Below are 26,374 nucleotides of genomic sequence, written 5' to 3' on the forward strand. Positions count from 1 at the left end.
AACGATCTTAAAAATTCAGTATTTCGCTTATTCAACATATTGCTTATGCTGTACAAAAATGAAAAAAATAACCTAATTGTTTTGCAAAAGTATTGTTGCATTTATATTCTGCATACCGGGATGAGAAAACTTCACTACTATTGAAGCAGGCCCCCGCCAGGTAATTGTCTTGCCCTCCGGAGGTTCTAAGTAACGCTTTCTTTTATTAAACATGAGCGAACCAAGAACCAAATTAACAACAAGAGTGCGGTTGCATCAACCCTGACGAACTGCGGCTTTATTAACTAAAGTGTGCCATTTCGAAAGCTTATTCATCAGTTCATCAAGCTTTACAGGCTTGCTCAGGTAATCATTCATACCGGCCTGCAAACAATCCTGTTCATCGCCGGCCATGGCGTTGGCTGTTAATGCAATGATAACAGGCTGCTTAATGTTTTCTTTACGGATTACACGAGTAGCTTCAAGCCCATCCATAACAGGCATCTGCATATCCATTAAAATAAGCTCGTAATCGTTTTTGTACAGGGCCTCTATTGCTTCGAGCCCGTTTTGGGCCATACTTGGCTTATAGCCCATTTTATTTAAAATGTGTTTAATAACGTGCTGGTTAACCTCATTATCTTCGGCAATAAGGATATTGAAGGGATATTTATCACCAAAATTAACCGAAAGCTTGCTCTTAGTTTGTTTATCATTGTTTTGGACCGATTTATTCCTGAGCGCCATAAAAACCTGTTTGCCCAGCACCTGTTGTTTTATCGGCTTGCTCATAACAGAGGTAAACAGCATTCGCTGATCTTTTATAAACTCTTCGCCAACCGAGCTTAGCAGTATAATAGGAATGTGGCTGTACCCTTCCCTAATGATGCGGGCCAGCATAACCCCATCCATTACGGGCATGTTCATGTCGGTAATAACCAGGTCAATGTCTTTGTTTCTCTGCAGGATCACTAAAGCCTCGGCGGCAGACTCTGCCGGTACCGATTTAAGGTCCCAGTTTTCAAACTGGCGGTTTAAAATAGACAGGTTGGTATGGTTGTCATCAACTATAAGGATCTTTTTGCCGCGCAGTTCCTCAAGATCAAAACTGGCAGGCTGCCGGTGGGAGATCTCGCCGGGATAGGCGTTTATGGTAAAGAAAAACCTGGTACCGGCACCGGGCTCACTTTCAACACCTATACTGCCGCCCATTAGCGCAACAAGCTTTTGGCAAATAGCCAAACCTAAACCGGTGCCCCCGTATTTGCGTGTAGTAGATGAATCAACCTGCGAAAATGCCTTGAACAGCCGGTGCAGCTTATCATGCGGAATGCCTATGCCTGTATCCCAAACATCAAATCTTAATTTCAGCAAGCCATCAGATTGTTTGTCAACACAGCTAACCTTAATACCAACCTCACCTTTCTCCGTAAATTTTATGGCGTTGCTTACCAGGTTTATAAGCACTTGTTTAAGCCGCAGCGGATCGCCGATGATACCCGGCGATATATCTTCGGCAATTTCATAAACCAGGTCGAGCCCCAATTGTCCGCCTTTAATGGCAAACATATCCATCACATCTTCAATACATTGCCGCAGGTTAAAATCATCCTGTTCAAGATCAAGACTACCTGCTTCTATCTTTGAAAAATCAAGAATGTTATTGATCACATGGATGAGCGTTTCGCCGCAGCTGATGATGGTTTCGTTAAACATACGCTGCTCATCGTTAAGCTCAGTTTCATTCAATAAAGCCGACATCCCGATAACCCCGTTCATAGGCGTACGGATTTCGTGGCTCATGGTAGCCAGGAAAATACTTTTTTCCTGGTTAGCCTGATCAGCCGCGAGGCGTGCTTTTTGAAGTTCCTGGTTGGAATAGTTTAGCTCCTGGTTTGCAGCTGCCAAAACCTCTTCATTATGTTTGCGTTCCAGCGATAACTGGGCTTCCCGCTGCAGATCGGCCATTTGCAGGGTTTGTACTATTCTTAGTTCGTTATACTTGCGCAACTGGTAGGCCCAAAGTCCGCATATGAACATAATAACCCCGGTAAGCAATACATGTATGATAAATGTTTGAAGATCAAAGTAATTGAGCTGGGTAAAAAATATGCCGCCATAACCAATATCCTGCAGATAGCTAAAAACAGCATGGTGTACAATAACAACTAAAAGCAATGGCAATTGTAGCCTCCAGTTTTGGTAGGTGATCAGCAGCGCACTCGAAATAAATGCAAAAAAGTGCATCTCAAACAAGCCATGCATCTGGTAAATATACTGGGCCATAAAAATACCTAATACAGCTGCCAGCACATATTGGTATAAGGAAGAGTTAGGCAGGGCTATTTTAGCAGTATAGTACGCCAGCAGGCACAGGCCGCCAACGCCAAAGGCAATAAGCCATGTATCATAAAAATAGGCCAATGCTAAACCAACTACAAAATGCACAGGCAGGAAATAATCCATCAACCTGTCTGAGCGGTTTTTGATCTCGGTTTGAAAATTAATGTTTTGAACTATGTCTGCGGTCACTATGATTGATATTTAGGGGGTAATATTAATTATGACAGTCGGGCAGTCGACAGCCGTATGACGTTAATGCAAGTTTATTAAATGTTAGGCGTGTATTGTCGTTCAGTAAACCGTTGATGGCTACTTTGGCGAAGCTTGTTTTTTCGTCGGTACAGTAACGGCTTACGTTATAATTGCCGCGGTAATACAGCTTGCTGTCTGTATCAATAAGGGCAGCCTGGGGTGTTGAGTAAACCCCGCAGGCCGCAGCAACCGATGGATCAAATATAACAGGCAGTTTCATTCCAAACTTGTCCTGGATTTCGCTTTCGGTGAAGTGTTTATTGCTCATGATCACAATGGCAAAATTAACCTGGCTGCGATATTGCTGGGCAATAGCCTTAAACTGTTTGATATTAAATCTTGAACAGGGACAATCCGGATTAAAAAAGTGCAGAAACAGCGGCTTACTGCGGTCCTGGTAGTACCTGGGATTGATGGATAGTACCGTACCCCGCTTTACCGCTTTATAGTTTTTCGGTACAGGAGTAGGCAACTGGTATTGCAGCTCATTATACCAAAATAAAGCGCCAACAGCGCTTAAAAGTATCACAAGCCAACCAATAACTAACGTTTTTTTCATGTACCAAAGGTTGGCATACTTCTACAGAACAACTGGAAATCAGCACAAAACCAATTGTAAAAATAATTATTTTTAGTGTATAAAAAACACTTTTTCAGCATTTTAAACATACAGGTTTTAAATTTAACCGTTGGCTAAACCCTTCCTAATCTTTAATTAAGCTAACGAATAGTCATTCAGTTTATTTAACAGCCTGTTTTTTTCTTTTTTCGGTTAGGTAACTCCGTAATGGAACATCGTAACCTACCATAACCAGGTAAGCAAATGTTACCAGTACAATTAATCCACCTGTAATGATATATGTTAGATGAATGGCATCGGGTTTGTTGGCTGTGTTGTAATTGGCAAACATCCATATTACAGCGTAATGGGTCATGTACAGCGGATAAGAGATATTACCGGAAAATACACAGATTTTTTTCAAACCTGGATGGAGTTGAGCGCCGGCCCCTAAAGCAATTAATAAAGGGAAGTAAATGATCACTACCAGGGGTTCAGTTAACCAGTTCCAGGCTGAAAACGGCATCAGGAAGGCCAGAGATAATAAAATTGAAAGCCCAATAAAGCCAAGTTTGTTTTTTATAATAAGGTTGTAGCGATAAATCGACAACCCGGCGGTGAATGAAAAGGCTATCCGTGCCCCGCCGTCCCAAAAGCTATGACCATCCCAGCCGCCCATTAAATTGCCCGAGCGGCAGGCTACATAGCAAATAGCCGCTCCCGATAGCATGACAAGTACGATCAGATAACGCCGGGGCAGGCGGCAAAGCACAAAAGCATAAACAATATTAGCTACATATTCCCAAAATAGCGACCATGCGGGCGCATTAAAGCTAAACAGGTTAAAATACCGCACGGACATGGCCGGGTACGGGATCAGCAATATCGAGCAAAGAAATATCAGCAGCATTCTGCTAAGGCCATATAATTGAGGGTGGGCACCAAAGGGATCAAATAAAAAGCCCAGCAGTCCAAGTACGGATCCTAAAACAACCAACGGGTGCAGCCTGATCAACCTCGATTTGAAAAATTCCTTTATACCCATTTTGCCGATCCTGTCGTCATAAGCATAGCCAATTACGAAACCCGACAGGCAAAAGAAAAAATCGACCGCCAGGAAACCATGACCTATAAAATCCTTACTGTAATCGGAGTAAGCCACCTCCATAAAATGGAAAGTAACAACCGCTATAGCTGCTATGCCGCGCATGCCATCAAGAATTTCAAAATGCTGTTTGGTTTTAAGGATGGCGGGGTTTAGTTTTTCCATGCGCTATATCGATTTATCTGGTATGCCGGTAAAGAAAGGAAAATTTAGCCGTATGTTCAAACTGCGCTTAACAGCCAAACTGGATAAGGTGGTGGTCAATATGTTTATAGAACATATTGTTCCATTCGGTAATAGTTAAAGAGCCAAACGAATGAGACTTGCGCCCATCAAAAGCTTTTTCGCCCAGTTGTTGTGTTTTTTGGATGTAGGCTATCAATCTGTGTTTTTCGGTTTTGAAATCCCTTTCGCCGGTAATGAGAAATGCGGGCGCGGTAGGATTGTTGTGTTTATATGGGGTTTCAGTCACCACCTTGTTTTTAACCAGCATTTTCAGGATCAACTTCATGAACGCGCCGGGTTTGGGGTGCTTATCTTCATACACCATTTCATACGTTACACAGCAGTGCGCCAACATTTGTGCAACGTTCATTTTACCCCATCCCGGTGAGGTATGAGCCGTAAGCTTGTTGATCCGGCTAATTACATCATCAGCTACCTGTACAGTAAAAATATTGGGTAAGGCCATGAGGGGAAGATAGGCATTTTTATGTAGAGACGTATTACATGTATATGTAGTTAAACTGGAAAATCTGCAAAGCAGGAGATAATGCGCCCTGACAGAAATTCCCGAATTGAATTCCGACCGTAAAAAAAATAAAAAATATTTTTTTCGTTTTGTCCAATCTGCTAAGCACGGTTGTCATTGGGTTTTAACAACATAAATTTAAAACAAAATGGAACAGAGAATCAACATGTGGGAAAAAGGACAAAATGCCTTAAAACCATTATTCGGTATTAATACCTATCTAAAAAAATCGCCCCTTGAGTTATCCCTTCGTGAGCTGGTAAATTTCAGGGTATCGCAGATCAATAAATGCGCTTATTGTCTTGACATGCACTATAAAGATGCACGTGCCAAAGGCGAGACCGAACAACGTTTATATGGTCTGAGTGCATGGGAAGAATCACCTTATTATACCGATCGTGAAAGGGCCGCCTTCGCCTGGGCCGAAGCCGTTACCGCCTGCCATGTAACCGACGAAGTATACAACATAGCCAAGGCGCAGTTTACTGATGAAGAACTGATAGACCTTACGCTATCCGTTACCACTATTAACACCTGGAACCGCATCAATCTATCGTTCCCAAATACCCCGGGTACATACCAGGTTGGCCAGTTTGCATAAACAACTTATATTAACGCCATTAAAACATAGCCTTATGAATGAGTTTTTGTTAGTGATCCACAGGGATCTGAAAAGTAAAGATGCCAGTCCTTCGCCTGAGCAAATGCAGGCAGCGATAAAACCTTTCCAGGATTGGATAGGAGGCATCGCTGCCCAAAACAAACTGGTTGGCACTCCCAAACGCTGGGATGGCGATGGCCGTACAATTAAGCAAAACACCGTGATCAATGGCCCCTATGCCGAAATTAAGGAATCGATAGGCGGCATGTTCATAATCAGGGCCGAAGATTATGACGAGGCAGTGGAAATTGCCAAAGGCTGCCCGATATTGCAATGGGGAGCCACCGTTGAAGTACGAATGGCTGTGCCTGCCGTATAAAATAAAAATGCCTTTGTACTTTTGCAAAGGCATTTTTATTTTAACCTATGCAAGCCCAAGAACTTTTACCTCACCTGTTCCGCACCGAGTACCGGAAAATTGCAGCAGTGCTTTGCCGCCTTTTTGGTATTGAACATATTGAAATTGCCGAAGATATTGTAAGCGATACCTTCCTTTCAGCCACAGAAAATTGGAGCATGAAAGGCTTACCCGATAACCCGACGGCATGGCTTTATACCGTTGCAAAAAATAAAACCAAAAATTACCTTAAACGGGACACGATTTTTAAGCAAAAGCTTTTGCCCGAAATAAAATATACGACCGACAGTAGTGGCGAAATAGAGATCGACCTGTCTGCCAAAAACATAGCTGATAGCCAGTTGGCCATGATCTTTACGGTTTGCAACCCGGTTATTTCGGCCGAGTCGCAGGTGGCGCTTGCCCTTAACCTGCTTTGCGGTTTTGGTATACAGGAAATTACCGATGCTTTTTTAGCAAACAAGGAGGTGATATACAAACGGATAAACCGCGCAAAGGAAAAACTGAAGGAGGCGGGAATCCGGATTCAGCAGCCAAGACTGAGCGAGATCGGCAGCCGGCTGGAAACTGTTTTAACAACCATTTACCTGCTGTTTTCTGAGGGTTATTACTCAACCTCCCAAAACGTCACCCTTCGCCGTGATCTTTGTACTGAAGCTATGCGGCTTAATTACCTGCTTATTGAAAATCCGGCCACCAATACTCCTGCCGTAAATGCACTTTTTGCGCTGATCTGTTTCCACTCGTCGCGGTTTGAGGCCCGCGCCAATGATCATGGTGAAATGATCCTCTATGAGGATCAGGATGAATTACTTTGGGACAGGGACCTGATCAATAAAGGCATTTACTACCTGAACCAGGCCTCAAGCGGAACTTCAATAACTAAATATCACCTTGAGGCCGGCATAGCTTACTGGCATACCATTAAGGAGGATGCTGCCGAAAAATGGGAAAATATATTACAACTGTACAATAGCCTCCTCATCTTGGAGTATTCGCCCATCGCCGCGCTGAACCGGACATTTGCCCTTGCCAAAGCCAATGGAAAACCGGCTGCAATAGCCGAAGCCGAAAAACTGAACCTGAGCAATAACCACTTTTATTATTCGCTGCTGGGCAACCTGTATACCGGCATAGATAATCAAAAAGCCTTACGGCATTACGAAACTGCTATGAACCTGGCTACTTCTGCAAATGATAAGGCAACTATGGCGGGAAATGTTGAGCGGTTAAAAAACTTGCAGGAATAGCCTTTTTACAATAGTTGAAAGGCTGTTGGTTCATGCATACCGCAAAGCTATTGGCATATTTACAACGATAGTGAATTTAAAGCCGACCGGACACCGAATGGATAATTGGTGTCATTTATGAACTTTTAAACCGCACAATCCTTTTACAAAACAAACTTTGGTAAAATTCAATTAATCACCTATTTTTGCTGCAATCATATACATAACATCATGGGACACCATAAAGAAGAAAAAGAAAACTTTGATTACATATACTATTTGGTAGGATTAATCTCTGGCTTATTTGTAGGCGGTATTATTGAAAAAGGCTTTACCTGGATTTTTGTAGGTGGTGTTTTAGGCTTGTTAACTGCTGCTGCATATATCGCCGTGTTAGTTCGTGGCCGTAATGAAGAGGCCTGATCCTGACCTCCCTTTATTTATAAAAAATTGGAACCAGTTTTACGGCATTGTTGCCGCATGGCTGGTTTTTTTAGTTTTAGTATTCTGGCTCATTACCAAATTCTTTGAATGAGTTTAACCGACTGGATTGTTTTAGGCCTTACCATATTTTCTATAGTGCTTTATGGCATATGGAAAAGCGGCAATAATAAAAATATCGACCAGTTTTTGATGGGCAGCCGTTCATTACCCTGGTACCATGTGGGCTTATCGGTAATGGCTACCCAGGCAAGTGCCATTACCTTTCTTTCAGCGCCCGGCCAGGCTTACTCAGACGGAATGCGTTTTGTGCAGTTCTACTTCGGGCTGCCCCTGGCCATGATCGTACTTTGTATCACCTTTGTCCCCATTTTCCATCGCCTTAAGGTTTATACTGCTTACGAATTTCTGGAACAGCGTTTTGATCTGAAAACCCGTGCGCTTACATCGTTCCTCTTCCTGGTACAGCGCGGCCTTTCAACCGGCATTACCATTTATGCACCGTCTATCATCCTCTCAACCATATTAAATATTAATACGGTTTACACTACATTGTTTATAGGCGGGCTGGTAATTGTTTATACCGTTTATGGTGGCAGTAAGGCAGTGTCATACACCCAGCTGTTGCAAATGAGCATTATTTTTACGGGGATGTTTTTGGCAGGAGTACTGGTGGTTTACCTGTTACCCGGCAATGTAAGTTTCATGAGCTCGCTCAAAATGGCTGGTAAAATGGGCCGCATGAACGTGATAGACTGGAAATTCGACCCCAATAACCGTTATACAGTTTGGAGCGGATTGATCGGGGGCTTCTTTTTACAGCTTTCCTATTTTGGTACAGATCAAAGCCAGGTAGGCCGTTATTTGACAGGCAGCTCGGTAGGGCAAAGCCGCCTCGGGCTAATCATGAATGGCTTGATCAAGATTCCGATGCAATTCCTGATCCTGCTGATAGGGGTGCTGGTTTTTGCGTTTTACCAGTTTAACCGCCCGCCCATTTTTTTTAACCAGTACGAGGTTAAACAAATTCAAAAAAGCGTTTACGCTGCGGAATATGACCATCTCAATCAGCAATATGGCCAGGCCTTTGAGCAAAAAAAGATCAAGGCTAACGAGTTGATAAAAGCCATCGACAGTAAAAATGAAGGTCGGATCAGTCATGCCAAAGATCAATTAAAGGTGGCCGACACTAAGGCCCACCTCATCAGGCAAAACGCCATTGAACTGATGAAAAAAAATAACCCTAAGGCCGATGATAACGATACCAACTATGTATTCCTTACCTTTGTTACCCAGTATCTGCCCAAAGGCTTGATAGGATTACTGATAGCCATTATTTTTCTGGCCTCCATGGGCTCAACCGCAAGTGCTTTAAATTCATTAGCATCAACCAGTGTGGTTGATATTTACAAACGCATTGTTAATCCCAACGCTACAGATCAGAATTATTTAAATGCATCGCGCCTGGCAACCGTGTTCTGGGGCCTGGTTTGCATTGGGATGGCCCTTTACGCCAGCCGCATAGGTAATCTGTTAGAAGCCGTAAATCAATTGGGCTCTTATATTTACGGAACCATCCTTGGAGTGTTCATAGTGGCCTTCTATCTTAAAAAAATAAAAGGAACCGCAGTATTTATAGCAGCTGTTATAACGGAGGCTATTATTTGTATACTTGGCTATTTTGACGTAATCGCTTATTTGTGGCTCAATGCTATCGGTGCTATTTTACTGATTGTGATTGCGTGGTTGATCAGTAAAGCCCTCTCTAAATCTCCCCCGGTTGGGGAGACTTTCTGAATATTATCAATTCATAAAAGAAAATCGCCATTTCCTATAAAAAACAGCGATTTTCTTTTTAAAGCCCTCCCTTCCGGGGAGGGTTGGGTAGGCTTAGGACTATTGCTTAGCCTGATCCAGTGCTTCCTGGTTTAAACGGGCGTATTCTTCATCTTTATCAGCTTTGGCTAGAGCGATACCGGCTTCTGCAGCTGCTATAGCACCGGCTTTGTCGCCTTTGCGTAGCAATAAACGCGATTCCCAAAGTTTATACCACGGACCTTTAGGCTCAATTTTTTCGGCTTCGTAAACCCAGCCAAGAGCTTTATCAACGTCTTTATGGTTTTCGTAGTAGTATTGTATGGCGTTGAAGTAATATGGCTTGCGGTCGCCTTTCATCAGCTCATCAATATTGGCTGTGATTTTAGCGTCGTCGTCAGTTTCCATGTGGATGTAGGCAGCGGTTTTGTCCCAAACCAAAACCAGGTCGGTTGATTTGGTAGTTGTATTAACAAAAGCCATAGTAAACGTTTCGCGTTTTTCGCTCACGTGGATTGGCTTGATATTAAAACGCAGAAAGTCCTGGTCTTGCTTGTAGCTGTAAGCGCCCCATTGTTTTACCACTTTATTAAGGATGATGGTCCACTCGCCTTTATTAGGGATACTGAACAGGGAGTAAGTACCCGCAGGCACAGGGTTACCTTCAATAACAACTTTTTCGGTAAAAGTGATGGTTGTTGCCGCGTTGGCGCCGGTACGCCAAACTTCGCCGTAAGGGATAATGCCCCCGAATATTTTGCGGTCTTTAACATTTGGACGGGAATAAGTGATGGTTATTTTCCCTAATCCGAAATCCTGGATGATAGTTTGAGTTGAGCTGGCCTCAGGTATGCGAGGTATCTGAGCGTATGACTTTGAGCTAAAACAACAGCACGCTATCAGCATACTGAACAGGAGTACGTAGGTTTTTTTCATGATTATAGTTTTCGAATCTAAGATACCAAATGTTTTAATGCGGATATTATTGTGTATGACCTAAAAATATTTTCAAGGTTTAGAAGCGTTAATACAAATACGTAATAAATGAAGGCCGCGTTACTGTAAAGCTAAAATTGCCAACGCTTTATTACCTTTGCACCCATGATTGACGTTATATTAAAGAAGGGTAAGGAAAAAGCCGTTTTGCAAAGGCACCCCTGGGTATTTTCAGGAGCGATTGAAAAAGTAAAGGGCAAGCCTGCCAATGGCGACGTTGTTCGCCTGATGAACACACAAGGCGAATTTATGGCCTATGGCTTTTATAACGATCAATCGCGGGTTACTTTGCGTTTACTGGAGTGGAATAAGGATGTGCAGGTTAATGAAGCCTGGTTTCGTGAAAAAGTAGCCACTGCTGTTAAAAGCAGGGATAGCATCTTAGCTAATGGCACCAATACCTGTAGGTTGATCTTCAGTGAGTCAGACTATTTACCTGGCCTTATTGTCGATAAATATGCCGGGCATCTGGCGGTACAGGTGCTTACTTCGGGTATTCAAAATGTAATGCCTATCGTTATTGATGAGTTAACCAAGTTGCTTAATCCCGAAAGTATTTCAGATAAAAGCGATAATGCTTCCCGTGCTCATGAAGGCCTGGCCGAAGCAGAAAATAAAGTACTTGCGGGTAGTCCGCCACCCGAACTGGTAGAGGTTTTAGAAAATAACGTTATTTACGGTATCAATATCACCGAAGGCCAAAAATCCGGCTTTTATTGCGATCAGCGCGATAATCGTCATGTGTTGGCTGTACATACTAAAGATAAAAAGGTACTGGACTGCTTTTGTTATACTGGCGGCTTTACGCTGAACAGCCTCAAAGAAGGCGCGGCATCAGTAACCAGTGTTGATAGTTCGGCATTAGCTATTGAAACGCTGGCCGAAAATATCAGGCTGAATAAACTGGATGCAACCAAACACACGGCTATTAAATCCGACGTGAATGTACAGCTGCGCAAATTCAGGGATGAGGGCGAAAAGTTTGACGTAATTGTGCTCGATCCTCCTAAATATGCGCCATCACGCTCGGCGCTCACCCGTGCATCACGTGCTTATAAAGATTTGAACCGTTTGGGTATGCTCCTGCTTAACGAAGGTGGCTTGCTGGCAACCTATTCCTGCTCGGGTGCTATGGATATGGAAACCTTTAAACAGGTAATTGCCTGGGCCGCGCTTGATGCAGGGAAACAGGTACAGTTTATTTACCAATTCCACCAGCCGGAAGACCACCCGGTACGCGCTTCTTTCCCCGAAGGTGAGTATTTGAAAGGTTTGCTTTGCCGGGTGTTTTAGTCGCCCCATCCCCCCAAATGGGGTACGTTAGTCGAAGGCCTGTTTTGCATAGCAAAACAGGCCTTCGACGTTAACACTGTCGCAGGTTTTTAAGTGTGAATAATAAACCATGTCATTGCGAAGCGCGGAACAGGAAATGAGCGGGGGGCGCGACGTGACAATCGCATGCTATACAAAACGGCCATGCTCCCATGCGATTGCCTCGTTCCTCGCAATGACATGTTTTTATGCGCTTCGTCAAGAGCGAACACAAGGCATGCTATCGCTAAACCCGCTCCATTTTTTTAAATTATACCTCCATTCGCTTAAAAAAAGGGTTAATTTCTGTCCGGTTAATAAAATTTTAGCCGAGTTAACCCCTTTTTTAACCCTTGTTTTAATACCACCCGCTATATCATTGCTGTGCCAAATGGAAAGCATGATACGTACTGAACGGGTTTAACCATCCCTGTTTAATGTTTTTGTTTTCCCCGCGGCAAGAGTTATAAACCCATTAACCAATATTTATGTACGAAAATTTTACCAATTATGATGGGTGCCATCGCATCCGTTATCGTGCTAAAATTAAAGGAGTATTACAGTGCTGCATTGCCGCTCTTTTGTTTTTAGCTATGTGTACTTCGGCTTTTGCTCAGGGCAGCAAAATTACCGGGGTAGTAAATGATGAGCATGGGCAGCCCCTGCCCGGCGTAAGCGTTAAGCTGAAAGGAATGCCTAATGGTACCACTACCAACGTACACGGCCAGTTCAATATCAATGCTGAGCCAAGCCAAACGCTGGTATTTAGCTTTTTAGGATACACCCCACTGGAAATTGCCGTAGGTAATCAAAAAAGCATTACCGTAAAACTGTTACCCAATGCCACCAACATGAACGAAGTGGTTGTAGTAGGTTACGGTACCCAGCGTAAAGCAACAGTGACCGGGTCAGTTGCATCGGTTACCAACAGCGAGATCGTGACTACCAAAAACGAGAACGTGCTGAACATGCTTGCGGGTAAAGTGGCAGGTGTACGGATTACCCAAAATACGGCTGAGCCGGGCTCATTCAGCAACGCGTTTGATATCCGTGGTTTTGGTAACCCGCTGGTTGTTATTGACGGGATCCCCCGCGATAATATTACCCGTCTTGACCCAAACGATATCGAAAGTGTTTCGGTATTGAAGGATGCATCGGCCGCTATCTATGGTGTGCGTGCTGCAAACGGCGTGGTTATCGTAACTACCAAAAAAGGTAAAAAAGGCGCAGTTGACCTTAATTATTCAGGTACCTATGGCTGGCAGATCCCATCCTACATGCCAAAACCCGTTGGTGCTGTTGACTTCATGACCCTGGTTAACGAGCAACTGCTGCATAACGTTAACGGCGGGCAGGTGAAATATACCGATGCTGATTTTGCTGCTTACAAAAACGGTTCAAAAACCAGCACCGATTGGTATAGCCCTGTTTTCGCTAATAGTGCTCCCCAGCAACAGCATAACCTGAATGCAACAGGCGGTACCGATAACAGCAGCTATTTTGTGAGTATGGGTATTACCGATCAGGACGGCTTTTTCAAAAGCGGCGACCTGAACTACAAGAAATATAATCTCCGCTCAAACCTCACCACCAAAATCAATAAAAATCTTACCATTGATGTAAACCTGAGCGGTACGCTTGAACAAAAAAATCAACCTTACCAGGATGCATGGTGGATCATACGCTCCTTTTGGAGGCAAGTACCTACTCAAAGCATTTACGCCAATAATAACCCGGCCTACCTGAACAATGGAGAAGTTGATGGTTCAAACCCTGTTGCAATGGCCGATGCCAATGTTGATGGTTACAAACAAATTGCCAATAAATGGTTACAGTCTTCGGTATCTGCAACGTACAACGTTCCGTTTGTGCCAGGTTTAAGTGCAAAAGGCTTGTATAATTATGATTATTATTTTTCAAGCAACAAGCTCTATCAGCGTTCATACAACCAGTATAACTATGATGCTAATAGCAATACCTACGCGCCTATAGCTAACCAAACCCCGGGTTCACTCACCCGCCAGTTTTATGAAAAACCGAGCAGCTTAATGCAGCTTTCATTAAACTATGCTAAGCAGTTTAAAGGAGGGCATAATGTTACGGCCTTAGCGCTTTATGAAGAAAGCGAGCGAAAAGGCGATAACTTTAACGCACAGCGCCAGCTTTCATTACCGGTTGATCAGCTATCGGCAGGTAACGCTTTAAACCAAACAGCTACGGTTGACGGCGGCTGGCCTTATGATTTTGTGACCAAATCATTTGTTGGTCGTGTAAATTACGATTACAAATCAAAGTACCTGGTTGAGTTTAGCTTCAGGGATGATGCCAACTCTAAAAACTCGCCGCTTAAACGTTGGGGCTTCTTCCCGGGTGCGTCTGCAGGCTGGAGGATTTCACAGGAAGGGTTCTGGAAAAATGCTAAAGCCCTTTCATTTATTGACGACCTGAAGATCCGTCTATCATACGCTAAACTGGGTGATGATGACAAACTTGACGCTTATCAGTATCTTACTGGTTATAATTATCCTGCTTCCGGCGATAACAACAAGGTACCTCCGGGGTCGGTATTTGACGGCACTTTTGTTAACGGCGCGCAAAGTCGTGGTATTGCCAACCCGTATATTTTTTGGTTTGTTGCTAAAACCTACAACGCCGGTATCGATCTGCAGGCCTGGAATGGTTTGTTAGGTTTAACTGTTGACGCCTTTAGGCGCGACAGGAGCGGTTTGCTTGATACCCGTGCCGATAACCTGCCGGGTGTAGTAGGTGCAGGTTTACCACAGGAAAATCTTAATAGCGACCGCGCGCAGGGTTTTGATATTGAGATAAACCATCGTTACCACATAGGCAGCTTTAACTATTTTGTTAAAGGTACATTCGGCTATACCCGTACCCAATGGATCAGCAAGGTTCACTCTGCTTACGGTAACTCACAGCTTAATTGGCATAATAACAACGACAACCGTTACAACAACATATTCTGGGGTTTTGGTGCCGATGGCCAGTTCCAAAACTATCAGCAAATCTTGACCAGCCCGCAGTTTGTATCACGTAACGCAGTAGTTGGTGATTACATTTTGCAGGATTGGAACGGTGACGGCGTAATTAACGATCAGGACGTACACCCAATAGCACAAAACGTGAGTAACAATAACTACAGCGTACCTTCAACCACATTTGGTTTAACACTGGGCGGTTCATACAAAGGTTTTGACATCAATACCGTATGGCAGGGAGCTGCAGGTATTAACGTATCCTACATCGAACAGTTGAATATCCCGCTGTGGGGTGGTGGTAGTGCACTATCTATGTTCATGGACAGGTATCACCCAACCGATCCTAAAGCCGACCCTTATAATCCTAACACCGTATGGACCCCGGGTACATTTGCCCTTACCGGTACAACAGCTAACACCAACTCGCTGTCAAATATCCACAGCGCGGCTTATGTAAGGTTGAAATCTGCTGAGATTGGCTACAGCATTCCTGCCGGAGCAGCTAAAAAGGCAGGTATTAAAGGTGCAAGGATCTTTGTGAACGGGTACAACATATTAACCATTACAGGTTTGAAATATCTTGACCCTGAACACCCATCGGCCAACTACGGCTATTTATACCCCTTAAATAAAGTTTATTCAATCGGTGTAAATGTTAAACTATAATCCATTACAGATCATGAAAAAATACACATATACAATATTGGCTTTTTTACTTTGCTGGACAACGGCATGTAAAAAGCTGGATACCCTGCCCCCAAGTATTGTTAAGGACGATGACGTTTTTGCGACAGCCGCGGGAATTCAGGCCTACATGTCAAGGCTGTACAGTGAATTACCTATCGAAGATTTCAGGTATTCGCCCGAAAGAGGTTTAAATATGTTCTGGATCATCAGCCCAACAAGCGCCACTACCGGTGAGGCGTTAAGCCGTGACCAAAATGGCTCGATGCAGGAGAACACGGGTCTTTCAACCTGGGGCGATTGCTACAGGGTTATCAGGGATGCTAACTATTTTGCAGAAACCCTGCCTAAATACGCAAGCAACTTTACCAGCGACCAGGTAAACAACTGGTTAGGCGAAGCAAGGTTTGTTCGCGCGGCCACTTACTTTGCTTTAGTTAAACGTTACGGCGGCGTACCGCTGGTTGATAAGGTGCTTAACTATCCGGAGCAAAGCATCGAAGAACTTAAAATACCCCGTTCGTCTGAAGAAAAGATCTATGATTTTATCGGTACCGACCTGGATTATGCTTATACCAATTTGCCTGAAACTAATCAGGCAGGCAGGGCCAGCAAATATGCAGCTGCCGGTTTCAAATCAAGGGCAATGCTTTATGCCGGTACAGTAGCTAAATACAACCAGATCACATTGGTTGATGGCAGCGGAAACCGGCTTTGCGGTATCCCGGCAGCGAAAGCGGTTACTTATTTTAAAGCAGCTTATGATGCCGCGGCATTACTTGATGGTAAATACAGCTTATACAAAAAGGCATGGGCAGCGGGCGATAAAAACGCGCAATATCAAAACTATGTTAACCTGTTTTTCGATGCGTCGAGCCCCGAAAACATATTTGTACGCCAGTATCATTACCCCGAATCAGTACATGGTTATGATGCCTACAACGTACCCCGCCAGTTAATGGGCGCTAATGGTTACTCATCAGAGGTTAACCCTACGCTTGATTTTGTAGAACTGTTTGACGGCTTTCCTAAAAATGCAGATGGTACCATCAAAACTACAACCAGTGGCAAATATGACCTGTACACAAATACCATCGACCTGTTTGCAAATGCCGAACCAAGGTTAAGAGCAACCGTAGTTTTGCCGGGCGATGTGATGAAAGGTGTAAGCATTGAAATTCGCAGAGGTATTTATACCGGCCCTTCGGCAGGTGGAATTAGTCCGCTGTTGCCTGCCGGTTCAACTGCGCATTATCCTACTGATAATATTGTTCAATCGGCCAACGCCAGCCAAACCCCGTACAAATTGCCAAATGGTACAACCATGAACCCTGCCGGTTTAAGCGGTTATTTCACAGGCGATGGTACCAATTCTGTTTCCGGGTTCTCTATCCGTAAATATATCGTACCGGATAAACCAACGTCTGAAGTATTGGAAAACCGTTCTGATCAAACCTGGATTGAGTTGCGTTATGCTGAGGTGTTACTTAACCGTGCCGAGGCTGCTGTAGAGTTAAACTCGTTAGGCCAGTCGGATAAAAGCTATTTACAGGATGCCTTTACCCAGATTAACGCTATCCGTGAACGTGGTGGTGCCGACCTGTTAACCGGTACAGCCAATTTAACTATCGACGTAGTTCGTAAAGAGCGTAAAAAAGAGCTTGGTTTTGAAAACAAACAGTACTGGGATATGCGCCGCTGGAGGGTTGCTGATAAAGAGCAAAATAGCACCATTTACCGTACGCTGATGCCTTTCTATTCGGCCAATGACGGCAAGTACTTTTTTGATGCCCGTTTAGATGAGCGTAACTCAAGGTACACATTTGATGTGCGCTGGTACTACGAGCAGATCCCGCAGGGCGAGATCCAGAAGAGCCAGAATTTAATTCAAAATCCGGGTTATTAATTTTAAGAGAGAGATGAAAAAACTATTTTATAGCATAGCATTAAGTGTATTGGTTGCCGCAGGCAGCTCATGCAAAAAGGTTGATAATTACGCCGCTCCCAATGTTACCTTAAAGGGTACCGTAACGGATGCAGGTACAGGCAAAAGCTTACAAACAGAACAAGGTTCAGGCACCAGGATCAAATTATTGGAGATAAGCTGGAGCGCTAACCCAACCCCATTTTATATATCCTCATTTCAGGATGGTACTTATCAAAACACCAAACTGTTTGCAGGCAAAAATGTAATTTCGGCCGAGGGCGCTTTTGTGCCATTGGTACAAGTTGATAATACAGGCAAAACCATTGTTGATAAAAGCCAGACCGTTGATGTCAAAGATGTAACCACCGTAAACTTTTCGGTTGAGCCATTTTTACGGATAGAGTGGGTTGGCGATCCTGTTTTAAATGCTGATGGCACCATAACTACCAGCTTTAAAGTTACCCGGGGTACTGCCGATCCTAATTTTCAGCAAAATGTGAGCGACGTAGCTGTGTTTATCAATTCAAACAAGTATGTAGGCAACAATAATTACGACAACCGTTATACGCCTAAATTGAGCGGTGATGCGGCCAATGCAACAATTGGGCAAACGGTTAGCCTTACTACACTTGGCGGTAAATTGCCAGGACAGCGGAGCTACTTTGTACGCGTAGGTGCAAGGGTTTCTTATGGCCTTAATTATTACAACTATACCGACGTTAAAGAGGTAAAGGTTCCGTAAAAATAAATAATACCTGTGTGAGGGAGGGACTGTGGGAGTGGTTCCTTCCAACACAGTTTTAACAAAATATAACTATGAAAAATACGCTGCTTTTTTGTTGCGGACTTGCCTTTGCTGCCGGCGCTTATGCGCAGGATACTAACCCAAAACCGGCTTCTCTGAAAGAGAAAACGGCTTTTCAAACCAGCAGCCCATGGAGGCCCGAAATTGATGTGCGATCGGACATTGCCATTGTTTATGGTACTAATGATCATCCAAACATGACCTTTGAGCAGCGCGTAAAATCATGGCGCGACCGTGGCTATGACGTAAATTTCATGACCGGCATTGCCTGGGGCGATTACAAAGACTACTTTTTGGGTAAATGGGATGGTAAAAACCACCTTGGCGTAGGGCAGGTAACTCAAAGGGGTGATACTATTTTCCACGGCAGGGATATGCCTTATGTGGTACCCGATGATTCCTTTATCGAATACATGAAAACCGCTGTGGTTAAACGGGTGATAGATGTAGGTATCACCAACATTTTTTTAGAAGAACCAGAGTTTTGGGCCCGTGCAGGTTATAGCGCCGGCTTTAAAAACCAATGGCAAAAATATTACGGCTTCCCATGGAAACCGCAGGATGCATCTCCTGAAAATACCTACTTATCAAACAAGCTAAAATATAACCTGTATTATGAAACTATAAAACAGGTATCATCATACGCAAAGGAATACGGCAAAAGCAAAGGTATGAACATTAAAGTGTTCATTGCTACGCACTCGCTGGTAAATTATTCATCGTGGCAAATCGTTAGTCCAGAGGCAAGCCTGGCTTCATTACCGGGTATTGATGGTTACATTGCTCAGGTATGGACGGGCACCTCGCGCGAGCCGACTTATTTTAACGGCTTAGAAAAGGAGCGTGTATTTGAAAATGCTTTCCTTGAATATGGTTCGGTAGTATCCATGACTGCCCCAACCGGCAGGAAAGTGTTTTTCCTAACCGACCCGATTGAAGACCGTGTACACGACTGGAGCGATTACAAACGCAACTACCAGGCTACCTTTACCGCTAAACTGTTATACCCTATGGTTGCCGATTACGAGGTAATGCCATGGCCTGAAAGGATCTATACCCATCCGTACCCGGTATTGGGCACTAATGAAAAAACACTGATCCCGCAGTTTTACTCAACCCAGATGCAGATCATGGTAAACGCCTTGAATGATATGCCTGCGTCATCAAACAAAGTATCGGGCGTTAACGGCATTGGTGTGCTGATGAGTAACACGCTGATGTTTCAGCGTTTTCCTACGCATAACGGCTTTGAAGATCCGCAGTTTTCTAACTTCTACGGTCAAACGCTGCCACTGGTAAAGCGCGGTGTTCCGGTACAAACAATCCACATGGAAAACCTGGGTTATGCAGCATCGCTTAAGGATATCAAAGTTTTAGTGATGAGCTATTCGAACATGAAACCTGTATCGGCCGAAGTTCATGAGCAACTGGCTGCCTGGGTTAAAAATGGCGGTGTACTGATCTACACCGGTCGCGATGATGATCCGTATCAATCGGTAATGGAATGGTGGGATACCAAGGGCAATAATTTTAAAGTGCCATCACAGCACCTGTTTAAACTGCTGGGCGTAAACCCAAGCGCCAACAACCAGCGTTTTAACGTTGGTAAAGGAGCGGTTTATGTACTGAGGCAAAATCCTAAAGAGTTTGTAATGCAGGCCAATAATGATGAAACTTTTATTAACCTGGTAAAGCAAGCTTATGAAAAAGATGCCGATGGCGGTAAGCTGAAATTTAAAAACAGCATGTACCTGGAGCGCGGCCCGTATGATGTGGTTGCCGTAATGGACGAGAATACTGATAGCAAACCATACACAGTTAAAGGCCCGGTTATCGATCTTTTTGATCCGCAGTTGCCTGTGTTGGATAAAAAAATCATTAATCCTAATGAGCAGGCCTTGTTATACGTAGTTAAACGTGTTGAAGATAAAAAGCAACCAAAAGTATTGGCTTCGGCCTCAAGGATTTATGATGAAGCTATAACAGAAAACAGCTACAGTTTTGTAGCCAAAAGCCCGATTAATACATTAAACAGCGCCCGGATCTTATTGCCGGCGCAACCGAAAGAAACAGTAGTTACCGATAATACAGGAAAAACCATTGCTGATGTAAAATCCTCGTGGGATAAATCATCAAAAACCCTGTACCTGGGCTTTGCCAACAGTCCCGATGGTATTAAGGTGAGCATTAAATGGTAAAAGAGTCTTTTGAGAGAGAGTTGATTTATGCTTCCGTACGTGAAATTTCACGTGCGGAAGTTTTTTTGAAAAGAGATTCCGTAATTCGCTCAAAAAATTTGTCCTTGTATTGATAACGGCTATTCGGAAGATTTTTTAATTCCCTCCCTTGGGAGGGGTACAGTGGAAAGTGTTGTGGCGGGGGGGGGGGTTGTAGGCTTTGCTAATGAATATGCATGGTGATTAACCCCTCCCTGCACCCTCCCGAGGGAGGGAATCGCGCAATCCCCGTTTTAAATTTCTTTGAGTACCGATAATACTGTATTGATTTGAAAATAAAGTCCCCAAATAATAAATGAAAAAATTACTTCTCCTGGCGTTTGCCTTTTTACCGGCAGCACTTTCGGCACAAGAAAAGGTGCCGTCACCTGTCGATCTGATCAACCCGCTTATGGGCACGCAATCAAAGCCATCGCTCTCCAATGGGAATACTTACCCGGCCGTAGCACTGCCATGGGGTATGAACTTCTGGACACCGCAAACCGGTAAAATGGGCGATGGGTGGCAGTACACTTATGATGCCGATAAGATCCTCGGTTTTAAACAAACCCATCAGCCTTCACCATGGATGAATGATTATGGGATGTTTTCTGTGTTCCCTGAAACAGGTAAGTTAAAATTGGACGAAAAAGATCGCGCCAGCTGGTTCTCGCACAAAGCTGAAACAGCGAAGCCATACTATTACAGCGTTTACCTGGCCGATTATGACGTAACAACCGAAATTACGCCAACCGAACGCGCAGCAAGTTTCCAGTTCACTTTCCCTAAAAGTGATAGTTCGCACATTGTAATTGACGCATTTGACAAAGGTTCATATGTAAAGATCATTCCTGGTGAGCAAAAGATTATTGGTTACAGCACAAAAAACAGCGGTGCGGTACCTGCCAACTTCAAAAACTATTTTGTTATTTATGTAGATAAACCATTCGCGCTGGCTTCAGCATGGCACGATTGGAAGCAAGACGCCGGGCAGCTGGAATATACCGGCGACCATGCAGGCGCGGTAATCACAGTGAAAACCGCTAAAGGTGAAAAAGTTCATCTGAAAGTAGCATCATCATTCATCAGCATTGAGCAGGCCGAACTTAACCTGAAACGCGAGTTGGGTAATGATGATTTTGCAACAACCTGCCAAAAAGCAAAAGATACCTGGAACAAAACCCTGAGCCGTTTGGATGTTAAAGGCGGAACTATCGATCAAACCCGTACTTTTTACAGCAGCCTTTACCGTATGCTTTTTTTTCCAAACAAAATGTACGAGGTGGATGCCAATGGGCAAAATGTACACTACAGCCCATTCAATGGTAAAGTTTCTCCGGGTTATTTATTTGCCGGTACCGGTTTCTGGGATACCTTCAGGGCATTGTATCCTTTCCTGAATTTGGTTTACCCATCTATCAACAAAGAAATGCAGGAAGGCCTGATCAATGATTATAAAGAAGGTGGTTGGTTGCCAGAGTGGTCGAGCCCGGGCTACGCTGATTGTATGATCGGTAATAATTCCGCGTCGGTAGTTTCTGAAGCTTATCTGAAAGGTTTGCGCGGTTACGATATCGAGACTTTATACCAGGCCCTTAAACACGGTGCCAACAACGAAGGGCCGAATGCCACCGGTCGCCGTGGGGTGCAATACTATAACACTTTAGGTTATGTACCTTATAATGTAAAGATCAACGAAAACGCAGCACGTACGTTAGAGTATGCTTATGACGATTTTGCTATTTACCAGTTGGGTAAGGCTTTGGGCAAACCTAAAAAAGAAATTGAGATCTACAAAAAACGCAGCCAAAACTACCGTAATATCTTCGACCCGCAAACTAAACTGATGCGCGGTAAAAATCAGGATGGCACTTTTGAAACACCATTCAATCCGTTTAAATGGGGCGATGCCTTTACCGAAGGTAACAGCTGGCACTATAGCTGGGGCGTGTTCCATGATATTCAGGGTTTAATAAACCTGATGGGCGGCAAGCAGCAATTTGCAGCCAAACTGGATTCCGTATTTGAAATGCCGCCGGTATTTGATGACAGCTACTACGGTGGTGTGATCCACGAGATCCGTGAAATGCAGATTGCGGGAATGGGGCAATATGCTCATGGTAACCAGCCCATTCAGCATATGATCTACTTATACAATCATGCTAACCAGCCCTGGAAAACGCAGTACTGGGTTCGCGAAGCTATGAACAGGCTTTACCGGGCAACGCCGGATGGTTATTGCGGCGATGAGGATAATGGTCAAACTTCTGCATGGTATATCTTCTCTGCAATGGGCTTTTACCCGGTAACCCCGGCCAGCGACCAGTATGTTTTAGGTGCCCCGCTGTTTAAAAAAGTAACTGTTAATTTAGAGAATGGCAAAACCATCACCATCAACGCGCCAAAAAACAGCGCAGATAACAAGTATGTAAACACACTTACAGTTGATGGCAAGCCATACACTAATAACTGGTTAAGCCATAAAGGATTACTAAATGGTGCAGTACTTGATTTTGATATGCAAGCTACTCCTAATAAGGACCGCGGTACAAAAGATGCCGATGTACCTTATTCAATGAGTAACGAGAAATAAACACCCCTCCTTAAAAATTCCCCTCTTGAGAGGGGGCGCGGCGGGAATGAGTGAGAGCAGGGGTGTGTTTGTGCGATTTGATTATCAAAGCAGAAACACACCCCTCCGCCCCTCTCAAGAGGGGAATCGCACATTCCCGTCCTTTTTTTTTTTTTGCAGAGACGCATCACATGCCGTCTCCCGCTATGCAGATCAAACATGCATGATGGGAGATGCGGGTTATGCGTTTTTTGTTTTAGATATGCCACCTAAAAGTTTTGTTTTACCTACATTTAGCAATCAACGCTAAACCATGAAATATCTTTTACTTTTCGTACTTATCACAACTACCTGTATTGTTAAAGCGCAGGATTTTGCGGCTTTAAAGGCGGGACAATCAAAGGCCGAACAGATCATATTGAATGATGAAGACGGGAAGGTGATGATGGCATTTTATGATCCCAGCGCCAACAAAACTCAAAATAAACTTATTGCCTCTGTGCAGGCCAACGCCAATAAACATATCCCTCCGGTATTATTTACTATGGCTATAGTTTTATTTGGGCAGGAAAAATATAGCGATGCCTGTTTTTGGTTTTATGTAGCGCAATTAAGATCAAGATACGATGTAAACCGCAGTGTAGATAAAACGGTATCGGCAGCCAACTGGAACGGCCCAATCGGGATGTCGATAAACCAATATGCCTTTGAGCATCTGGATACCTTAGAAAAGGTTGTTCCCCAGGTTGTAGCTTATGTAACTGCAAATGACGAGTTATATGATCAGCGATGGATCAACGTTTTAACAGCACATGATAAGGTAAAAGACGAAGACATAGATAAGTTAAGCGTTGATAAAAGCCTTTGGCCAGATATCAAGAAAGAAACAATAGATTCTTATTATGCCGATTTTAAAGAGGTTGTGAATAAAGCCAGGCAAAAGCAATAAGAATATGGTTTTTAAGCAGATATTCGGGGTTGTTTACGTTTAATTGGTAATTTACTTTTATCTTTTTTGTAACTTGCCTTATCAATGAAAAGCCAAAAAACAAACGTTTCGGTCTTACTCGTATGTCTTTTGGCGCTGCCTGCGATATTAGCTTTTTCCTTACACCCCTCCGGCAAATACAACCTCGATTTTTTCACTACCCATAACCAATTTTACCTCTGCGATTCGGCCTTTACCGGTACCACCGGTGATACTACCTTTTGGAACACCGACGCCCAAAATGCGCGCTTAGGGACTACCGAAGATATCATCGGCATAAAAATAGCCAGCTATGGCCACGTACGGGCCGAACTTAATGTGCTCAACACAGCCGACGCAGAAAAAGATTTCAGCAAATACGACCATGTTGTTGAGGGCAGTGTAAAACTAAGTTCGGGCATTATGGAAGTCCTGAATTTTCCGGATACCAAAATTATCTTAAAAGCCATTGTTACCCCGGCAAGATATCGCATACGCATTTATTCGTATGCTGTAAAAAACGTAAATCCCGATGAGGACGAAGGTACCGATCACTATAAGATTACCCTTTGGCCCGGAGAAGGTAGGGAAAGGAAAGTATTGAAAGCCTACAGGGCGGACTAATCCATTTATGCCCGCCCGAAACAAGGTACATTAATCACGCACTATTTATCGCTGATCATTATCGGGTTGCCTCCCTTTCCGCCGCCAATAATAATCACCTTGGCATTGGGCGAAAGCGCTATTTCCTTTTGTGCTTTTATGGCTTCGTATTGCAGTTGCTTATCCGATAACCCGGTTGAAAGGATACGCTGATAATCGGCAATACCCTGCGCTTCCACCCGCTTACGTTCGGCTTCCTGGCGTTCCTTTTGCAGTACGAACTCCATCTTCTGGGCATCCTGCTCGGCGTTGATCTTTGATTCAATGCTGGCCCGTACCGAGGCAGGCAGGGTGATGTTGCGCACCAGGATCTGCTGCAGTTCAAGTCCGCGTTTTTCAAAACTGGCGGTAATGTAACGGTTTATTTTATCCTGAAACTCCTGTCGTTTGGTCGAATACAGGTCGACGGCAGCATAAGCAACCGCGTTATCGCGGATGGCCGTGCGCGAAACCGGGCGAACGATCTTATCCACATAGTTTTCGCCGATGTTCTGCATAATGTAAGGGGCTTTGTCGGGCTTTACTTTGTATAGCACAGAAAGATCAATGGTAACCTCCAATCCATCTGATGAAAGCACGCGGATAGCATCATCGCCTTCCTTTTGGCCTTCATTATTAACCGCACTCATGGTATAGGTTTGGGTCTGCACATCGAAAGTTGTGATCTCTACAACAGGGTTTATAATGTGTAAACCACTTTCAAGCACCTGGTCCTGCACCTTGCCAAAAAGGGTTTGAACCCCCACTTTACCCGGCTCAATAACTTTAAATATATTGAGTAATAAGCCAAGTACCACCATGGCGATACCCACCGCGGTTACCACGCCGTTAAAGCGGCCGGCCGGTTCGGGCGAACGTTTGAGCACTATACCCACAATGAGTACAATCACTCCTAATACTGCTATAAACATGCAATGAAGTTAAGCTTTTTTTGCATGCTGCAAGCTTATTATAAAAGAATGTTTTTTAGGGAATTAAGGCTGTTATTGCCGGGAATTAGATGGATGCGAAAGGGGGGTATTTTTTTTGCCGACTTAGCATAACGGCACAAGTTAGCCGGCGCTTGTTCCCTTTACACAAAACTTGCGCCATTAGAAGTAGAGAAGACTTACGAAGTTTTAAAAACTTCGTAAGTCTGGAGCCTAATTAATATCGGGTTACTTAGCCCCTTTGCCTTTTTTATTTTGCGGGGCTTGCTGGGTCTCTTTAACCTGTTTCAAAAGCCTCAGCTTCATGAAAATCACAACTACGCCAACAACCATGGCACCGGCCATGATCAGGTAGTTTTTTTCGGTGAACATTTTATAAGCAACAATAAAGCACAAAGCTACACCCATGGTGTAAAGCACATTGAGCACCAGTTTAAAGCCCATTATTAGTATACGTTTAATTCAGGGTCAATTTCGGCCTGCCATGCGAGGATCCCGCCCCTCAAATTTGACAGATTGGTGAAACCCTGCTGCTCCAGTTGCATAATAGCAGCCGCGCTGCGTTTACCGCTGCGGCACATTACTACTACCGGCTTGTCTTTACTTATCTTTTCCGATTCTATCAGCACTCCGCCAAGCGGTATAAGCTGCCCGCCAAGGTTTGAAGTTTCGTATTCGAAATCTTCCCTAACATCAATCAGTTGAAAGTCTTCGCCTTTGTCAATTTTCTCTTTTAGTTCCTGTACGGTTATCTCGTTCATGTTAAATGTAATTATAATTCAAAGGTAGTTTTTTTCTTAATCAAATATTTAGGC

General features: G+C 43.9%; 21 protein-coding genes. 13 read left to right on the forward strand and 8 right to left on the reverse strand.

Going from position 1 to position 26,374, the window contains the following annotated elements; genetic code table 11:
* Positions 1-255: 255 nt before the first annotated feature.
* The 4 genes from ACP26M_RS18930 to ACP26M_RS18945 all read right to left on the reverse strand — a co-directional run bounded on the left by ACP26M_RS18930 (position 256) and on the right by ACP26M_RS18945 (position 4,929).
* The gene (locus ACP26M_RS18930) at positions 256-2,511 is read right to left on the reverse strand and encodes a response regulator (protein WP_426582309.1); all 2,256 of its coding nucleotides are present in this window, start codon (positions 2,509-2,511) and stop codon (positions 256-258) included.
* 25 nt (positions 2,512-2,536) lie between these two features.
* Complete coding sequence (locus ACP26M_RS18935) at positions 2,537-3,133, reverse strand: AhpC/TSA family protein (RefSeq protein ID WP_426582311.1); 597 nt, start codon at positions 3,131-3,133, stop codon at positions 2,537-2,539.
* 181 nt (positions 3,134-3,314) lie between these two features.
* On the reverse strand, positions 3,315-4,403 hold the full coding sequence (locus tag ACP26M_RS18940) for an acyltransferase family protein (protein ID WP_426582313.1): 1,089 nt from the start codon (positions 4,401-4,403) through the stop codon (positions 3,315-3,317).
* 67 nt (positions 4,404-4,470) lie between these two features.
* Positions 4,471-4,929, reverse strand: a complete 459-nt coding sequence (locus ACP26M_RS18945) for a DUF1569 domain-containing protein (protein WP_426582315.1) — start codon at positions 4,927-4,929, stop codon at positions 4,471-4,473.
* A gap of 208 nt (positions 4,930-5,137) precedes the next feature.
* Between ACP26M_RS18945 and ACP26M_RS18950 the strand changes: the two genes are divergently transcribed.
* The 5 genes from ACP26M_RS18950 to ACP26M_RS18970 all read left to right on the forward strand — a co-directional run bounded on the left by ACP26M_RS18950 (position 5,138) and on the right by ACP26M_RS18970 (position 9,475).
* Positions 5,138-5,590, forward strand: a complete 453-nt coding sequence (locus ACP26M_RS18950) for a carboxymuconolactone decarboxylase family protein (protein ID WP_426582317.1) — start codon at positions 5,138-5,140, stop codon at positions 5,588-5,590.
* A 34-nt stretch (positions 5,591-5,624) separates the two neighbouring features.
* Entirely contained in the window at positions 5,625-5,969 is a 345-nt protein-coding gene (locus ACP26M_RS18955) for a YciI family protein (protein WP_426582319.1), read from the forward strand.
* A gap of 47 nt (positions 5,970-6,016) precedes the next feature.
* Positions 6,017-7,258, forward strand: a complete 1,242-nt coding sequence (locus tag ACP26M_RS18960) for an RNA polymerase sigma factor (RefSeq protein WP_426582321.1) — start codon at positions 6,017-6,019, stop codon at positions 7,256-7,258.
* Between the two features lie 210 nt (positions 7,259-7,468).
* Complete coding sequence (locus tag ACP26M_RS18965) at positions 7,469-7,660, forward strand: hypothetical protein (protein WP_090531057.1); 192 nt, start codon at positions 7,469-7,471, stop codon at positions 7,658-7,660.
* Positions 7,661-7,768: 108 nt separating this feature from the next.
* Complete coding sequence (locus tag ACP26M_RS18970) at positions 7,769-9,475, forward strand: sodium:solute symporter (protein ID WP_426582324.1); 1,707 nt, start codon at positions 7,769-7,771, stop codon at positions 9,473-9,475.
* Positions 9,476-9,574: 99 nt separating this feature from the next.
* On the opposite strand, the gene ACP26M_RS18975 is transcribed toward ACP26M_RS18970, so the two are convergent.
* Entirely contained in the window at positions 9,575-10,429 is an 855-nt protein-coding gene (locus tag ACP26M_RS18975) for a DUF2911 domain-containing protein (RefSeq protein ID WP_426582326.1), read from the reverse strand.
* A 165-nt stretch (positions 10,430-10,594) separates the two neighbouring features.
* On the opposite strand from ACP26M_RS18975, the gene ACP26M_RS18980 reads away from it, so the two are divergent.
* The 8 genes from ACP26M_RS18980 (at position 10,595) to ACP26M_RS19015 (ending at position 24,591) form a co-directional block, all read left to right on the forward strand.
* Positions 10,595-11,782: a class I SAM-dependent rRNA methyltransferase gene (locus tag ACP26M_RS18980; protein WP_426582328.1), complete on the forward strand. Its 1,188-nt coding sequence runs from the start codon at positions 10,595-10,597 to the stop codon at positions 11,780-11,782.
* Positions 11,783-12,288: 506 nt separating this feature from the next.
* Positions 12,289-15,462, forward strand: coding sequence for a SusC/RagA family TonB-linked outer membrane protein (locus ACP26M_RS18985; RefSeq protein ID WP_426582330.1), 3,174 nt, complete (start codon positions 12,289-12,291; stop codon positions 15,460-15,462).
* A 13-nt stretch (positions 15,463-15,475) separates the two neighbouring features.
* Positions 15,476-17,386: a RagB/SusD family nutrient uptake outer membrane protein gene (locus ACP26M_RS18990; RefSeq protein ID WP_426582332.1), complete on the forward strand. Its 1,911-nt coding sequence runs from the start codon at positions 15,476-15,478 to the stop codon at positions 17,384-17,386.
* A 13-nt stretch (positions 17,387-17,399) separates the two neighbouring features.
* A complete protein-coding gene (locus ACP26M_RS18995) occupies positions 17,400-18,149 on the forward strand; it encodes a DUF3823 domain-containing protein (RefSeq protein ID WP_426582334.1) in 750 nt (249 codons plus the stop codon).
* 74 nt (positions 18,150-18,223) lie between these two features.
* Complete coding sequence (locus tag ACP26M_RS19000) at positions 18,224-20,410, forward strand: hypothetical protein (protein WP_426582336.1); 2,187 nt, start codon at positions 18,224-18,226, stop codon at positions 20,408-20,410.
* 334 nt (positions 20,411-20,744) lie between these two features.
* Positions 20,745-23,021 carry a GH92 family glycosyl hydrolase gene (locus ACP26M_RS19005; protein WP_426582338.1) on the forward strand — a complete coding sequence of 759 codons (2,277 nt, stop codon included), beginning with the start codon at positions 20,745-20,747 and terminating at the stop codon, positions 23,019-23,021.
* 292 nt (positions 23,022-23,313) lie between these two features.
* Entirely contained in the window at positions 23,314-23,949 is a 636-nt protein-coding gene (locus ACP26M_RS19010) for a hypothetical protein (protein WP_426582340.1), read from the forward strand.
* 84 nt (positions 23,950-24,033) lie between these two features.
* A complete protein-coding gene (locus tag ACP26M_RS19015; protein ID WP_188834232.1) occupies positions 24,034-24,591 on the forward strand; it encodes a hypothetical protein in 558 nt (185 codons plus the stop codon).
* A gap of 41 nt (positions 24,592-24,632) precedes the next feature.
* On the opposite strand, the gene ACP26M_RS19020 is transcribed toward ACP26M_RS19015, so the two are convergent.
* The 3 genes from ACP26M_RS19020 to ACP26M_RS19030 form a co-directional block, all read right to left on the reverse strand.
* Complete coding sequence (locus ACP26M_RS19020) at positions 24,633-25,541, reverse strand: prohibitin family protein (protein WP_090531094.1); 909 nt, start codon at positions 25,539-25,541, stop codon at positions 24,633-24,635.
* 246 nt (positions 25,542-25,787) lie between these two features.
* The gene (locus ACP26M_RS19025) at positions 25,788-26,003 is read right to left on the reverse strand and encodes a DUF6358 family protein (RefSeq protein WP_090531097.1); all 216 of its coding nucleotides are present in this window, start codon (positions 26,001-26,003) and stop codon (positions 25,788-25,790) included.
* Between the two features lie 2 nt (positions 26,004-26,005).
* Positions 26,006-26,320, reverse strand: coding sequence for a rhodanese-like domain-containing protein (locus ACP26M_RS19030; RefSeq protein WP_090531100.1), 315 nt, complete (start codon positions 26,318-26,320; stop codon positions 26,006-26,008).
* Positions 26,321-26,374: the final 54 nt, after the last annotated feature.

The sequence above is a fragment of the Mucilaginibacter sp. R-33 genome, assembly GCF_049949235.1.
In the GTDB taxonomy this organism is placed as follows: Bacteria; Bacteroidota; Bacteroidia; order Sphingobacteriales; family Sphingobacteriaceae; genus Mucilaginibacter.

Coding starts and splice junctions, on each gene's coding strand:
- ACP26M_RS18935 (WP_426582311.1), bottom strand. CDS start 3,133: ATGAAAAAAACGTTAGTTATTGGTTGGCTTGTGATACTTTTAAGCGCT.
- ACP26M_RS18940 (WP_426582313.1), bottom strand. CDS start 4,403: ATGGAAAAACTAAACCCCGCCATCCTTAAAACCAAACAGCATTTTGAA.
- ACP26M_RS18945 (WP_426582315.1), bottom strand. CDS start 4,929: ATGGCCTTACCCAATATTTTTACTGTACAGGTAGCTGATGATGTAATT.
- ACP26M_RS18950 (WP_426582317.1), top strand. CDS start 5,138: ATGGAACAGAGAATCAACATGTGGGAAAAAGGACAAAATGCCTTAAAA.
- ACP26M_RS18955 (WP_426582319.1), top strand. CDS start 5,625: ATGAATGAGTTTTTGTTAGTGATCCACAGGGATCTGAAAAGTAAAGAT.
- ACP26M_RS18960 (WP_426582321.1), top strand. CDS start 6,017: ATGCAAGCCCAAGAACTTTTACCTCACCTGTTCCGCACCGAGTACCGG.
- ACP26M_RS18965 (WP_090531057.1), top strand. CDS start 7,469: ATGGGACACCATAAAGAAGAAAAAGAAAACTTTGATTACATATACTAT.
- ACP26M_RS18970 (WP_426582324.1), top strand. CDS start 7,769: ATGAGTTTAACCGACTGGATTGTTTTAGGCCTTACCATATTTTCTATA.
- ACP26M_RS18975 (WP_426582326.1), bottom strand. CDS start 10,429: ATGAAAAAAACCTACGTACTCCTGTTCAGTATGCTGATAGCGTGCTGT.
- ACP26M_RS18980 (WP_426582328.1), top strand. CDS start 10,595: ATGATTGACGTTATATTAAAGAAGGGTAAGGAAAAAGCCGTTTTGCAA.
- ACP26M_RS18985 (WP_426582330.1), top strand. CDS start 12,289: ATGTACGAAAATTTTACCAATTATGATGGGTGCCATCGCATCCGTTAT.
- ACP26M_RS18990 (WP_426582332.1), top strand. CDS start 15,476: ATGAAAAAATACACATATACAATATTGGCTTTTTTACTTTGCTGGACA.
- ACP26M_RS18995 (WP_426582334.1), top strand. CDS start 17,400: ATGAAAAAACTATTTTATAGCATAGCATTAAGTGTATTGGTTGCCGCA.
- ACP26M_RS19000 (WP_426582336.1), top strand. CDS start 18,224: ATGAAAAATACGCTGCTTTTTTGTTGCGGACTTGCCTTTGCTGCCGGC.
- ACP26M_RS19005 (WP_426582338.1), top strand. CDS start 20,745: ATGAAAAAATTACTTCTCCTGGCGTTTGCCTTTTTACCGGCAGCACTT.
- ACP26M_RS19010 (WP_426582340.1), top strand. CDS start 23,314: ATGAAATATCTTTTACTTTTCGTACTTATCACAACTACCTGTATTGTT.
- ACP26M_RS19015 (WP_188834232.1), top strand. CDS start 24,034: ATGAAAAGCCAAAAAACAAACGTTTCGGTCTTACTCGTATGTCTTTTG.
- ACP26M_RS19020 (WP_090531094.1), bottom strand. CDS start 25,541: ATGTTTATAGCAGTATTAGGAGTGATTGTACTCATTGTGGGTATAGTG.
- ACP26M_RS19025 (WP_090531097.1), bottom strand. CDS start 26,003: ATGGGCTTTAAACTGGTGCTCAATGTGCTTTACACCATGGGTGTAGCT.
- ACP26M_RS19030 (WP_090531100.1), bottom strand. CDS start 26,320: ATGAACGAGATAACCGTACAGGAACTAAAAGAGAAAATTGACAAAGGC.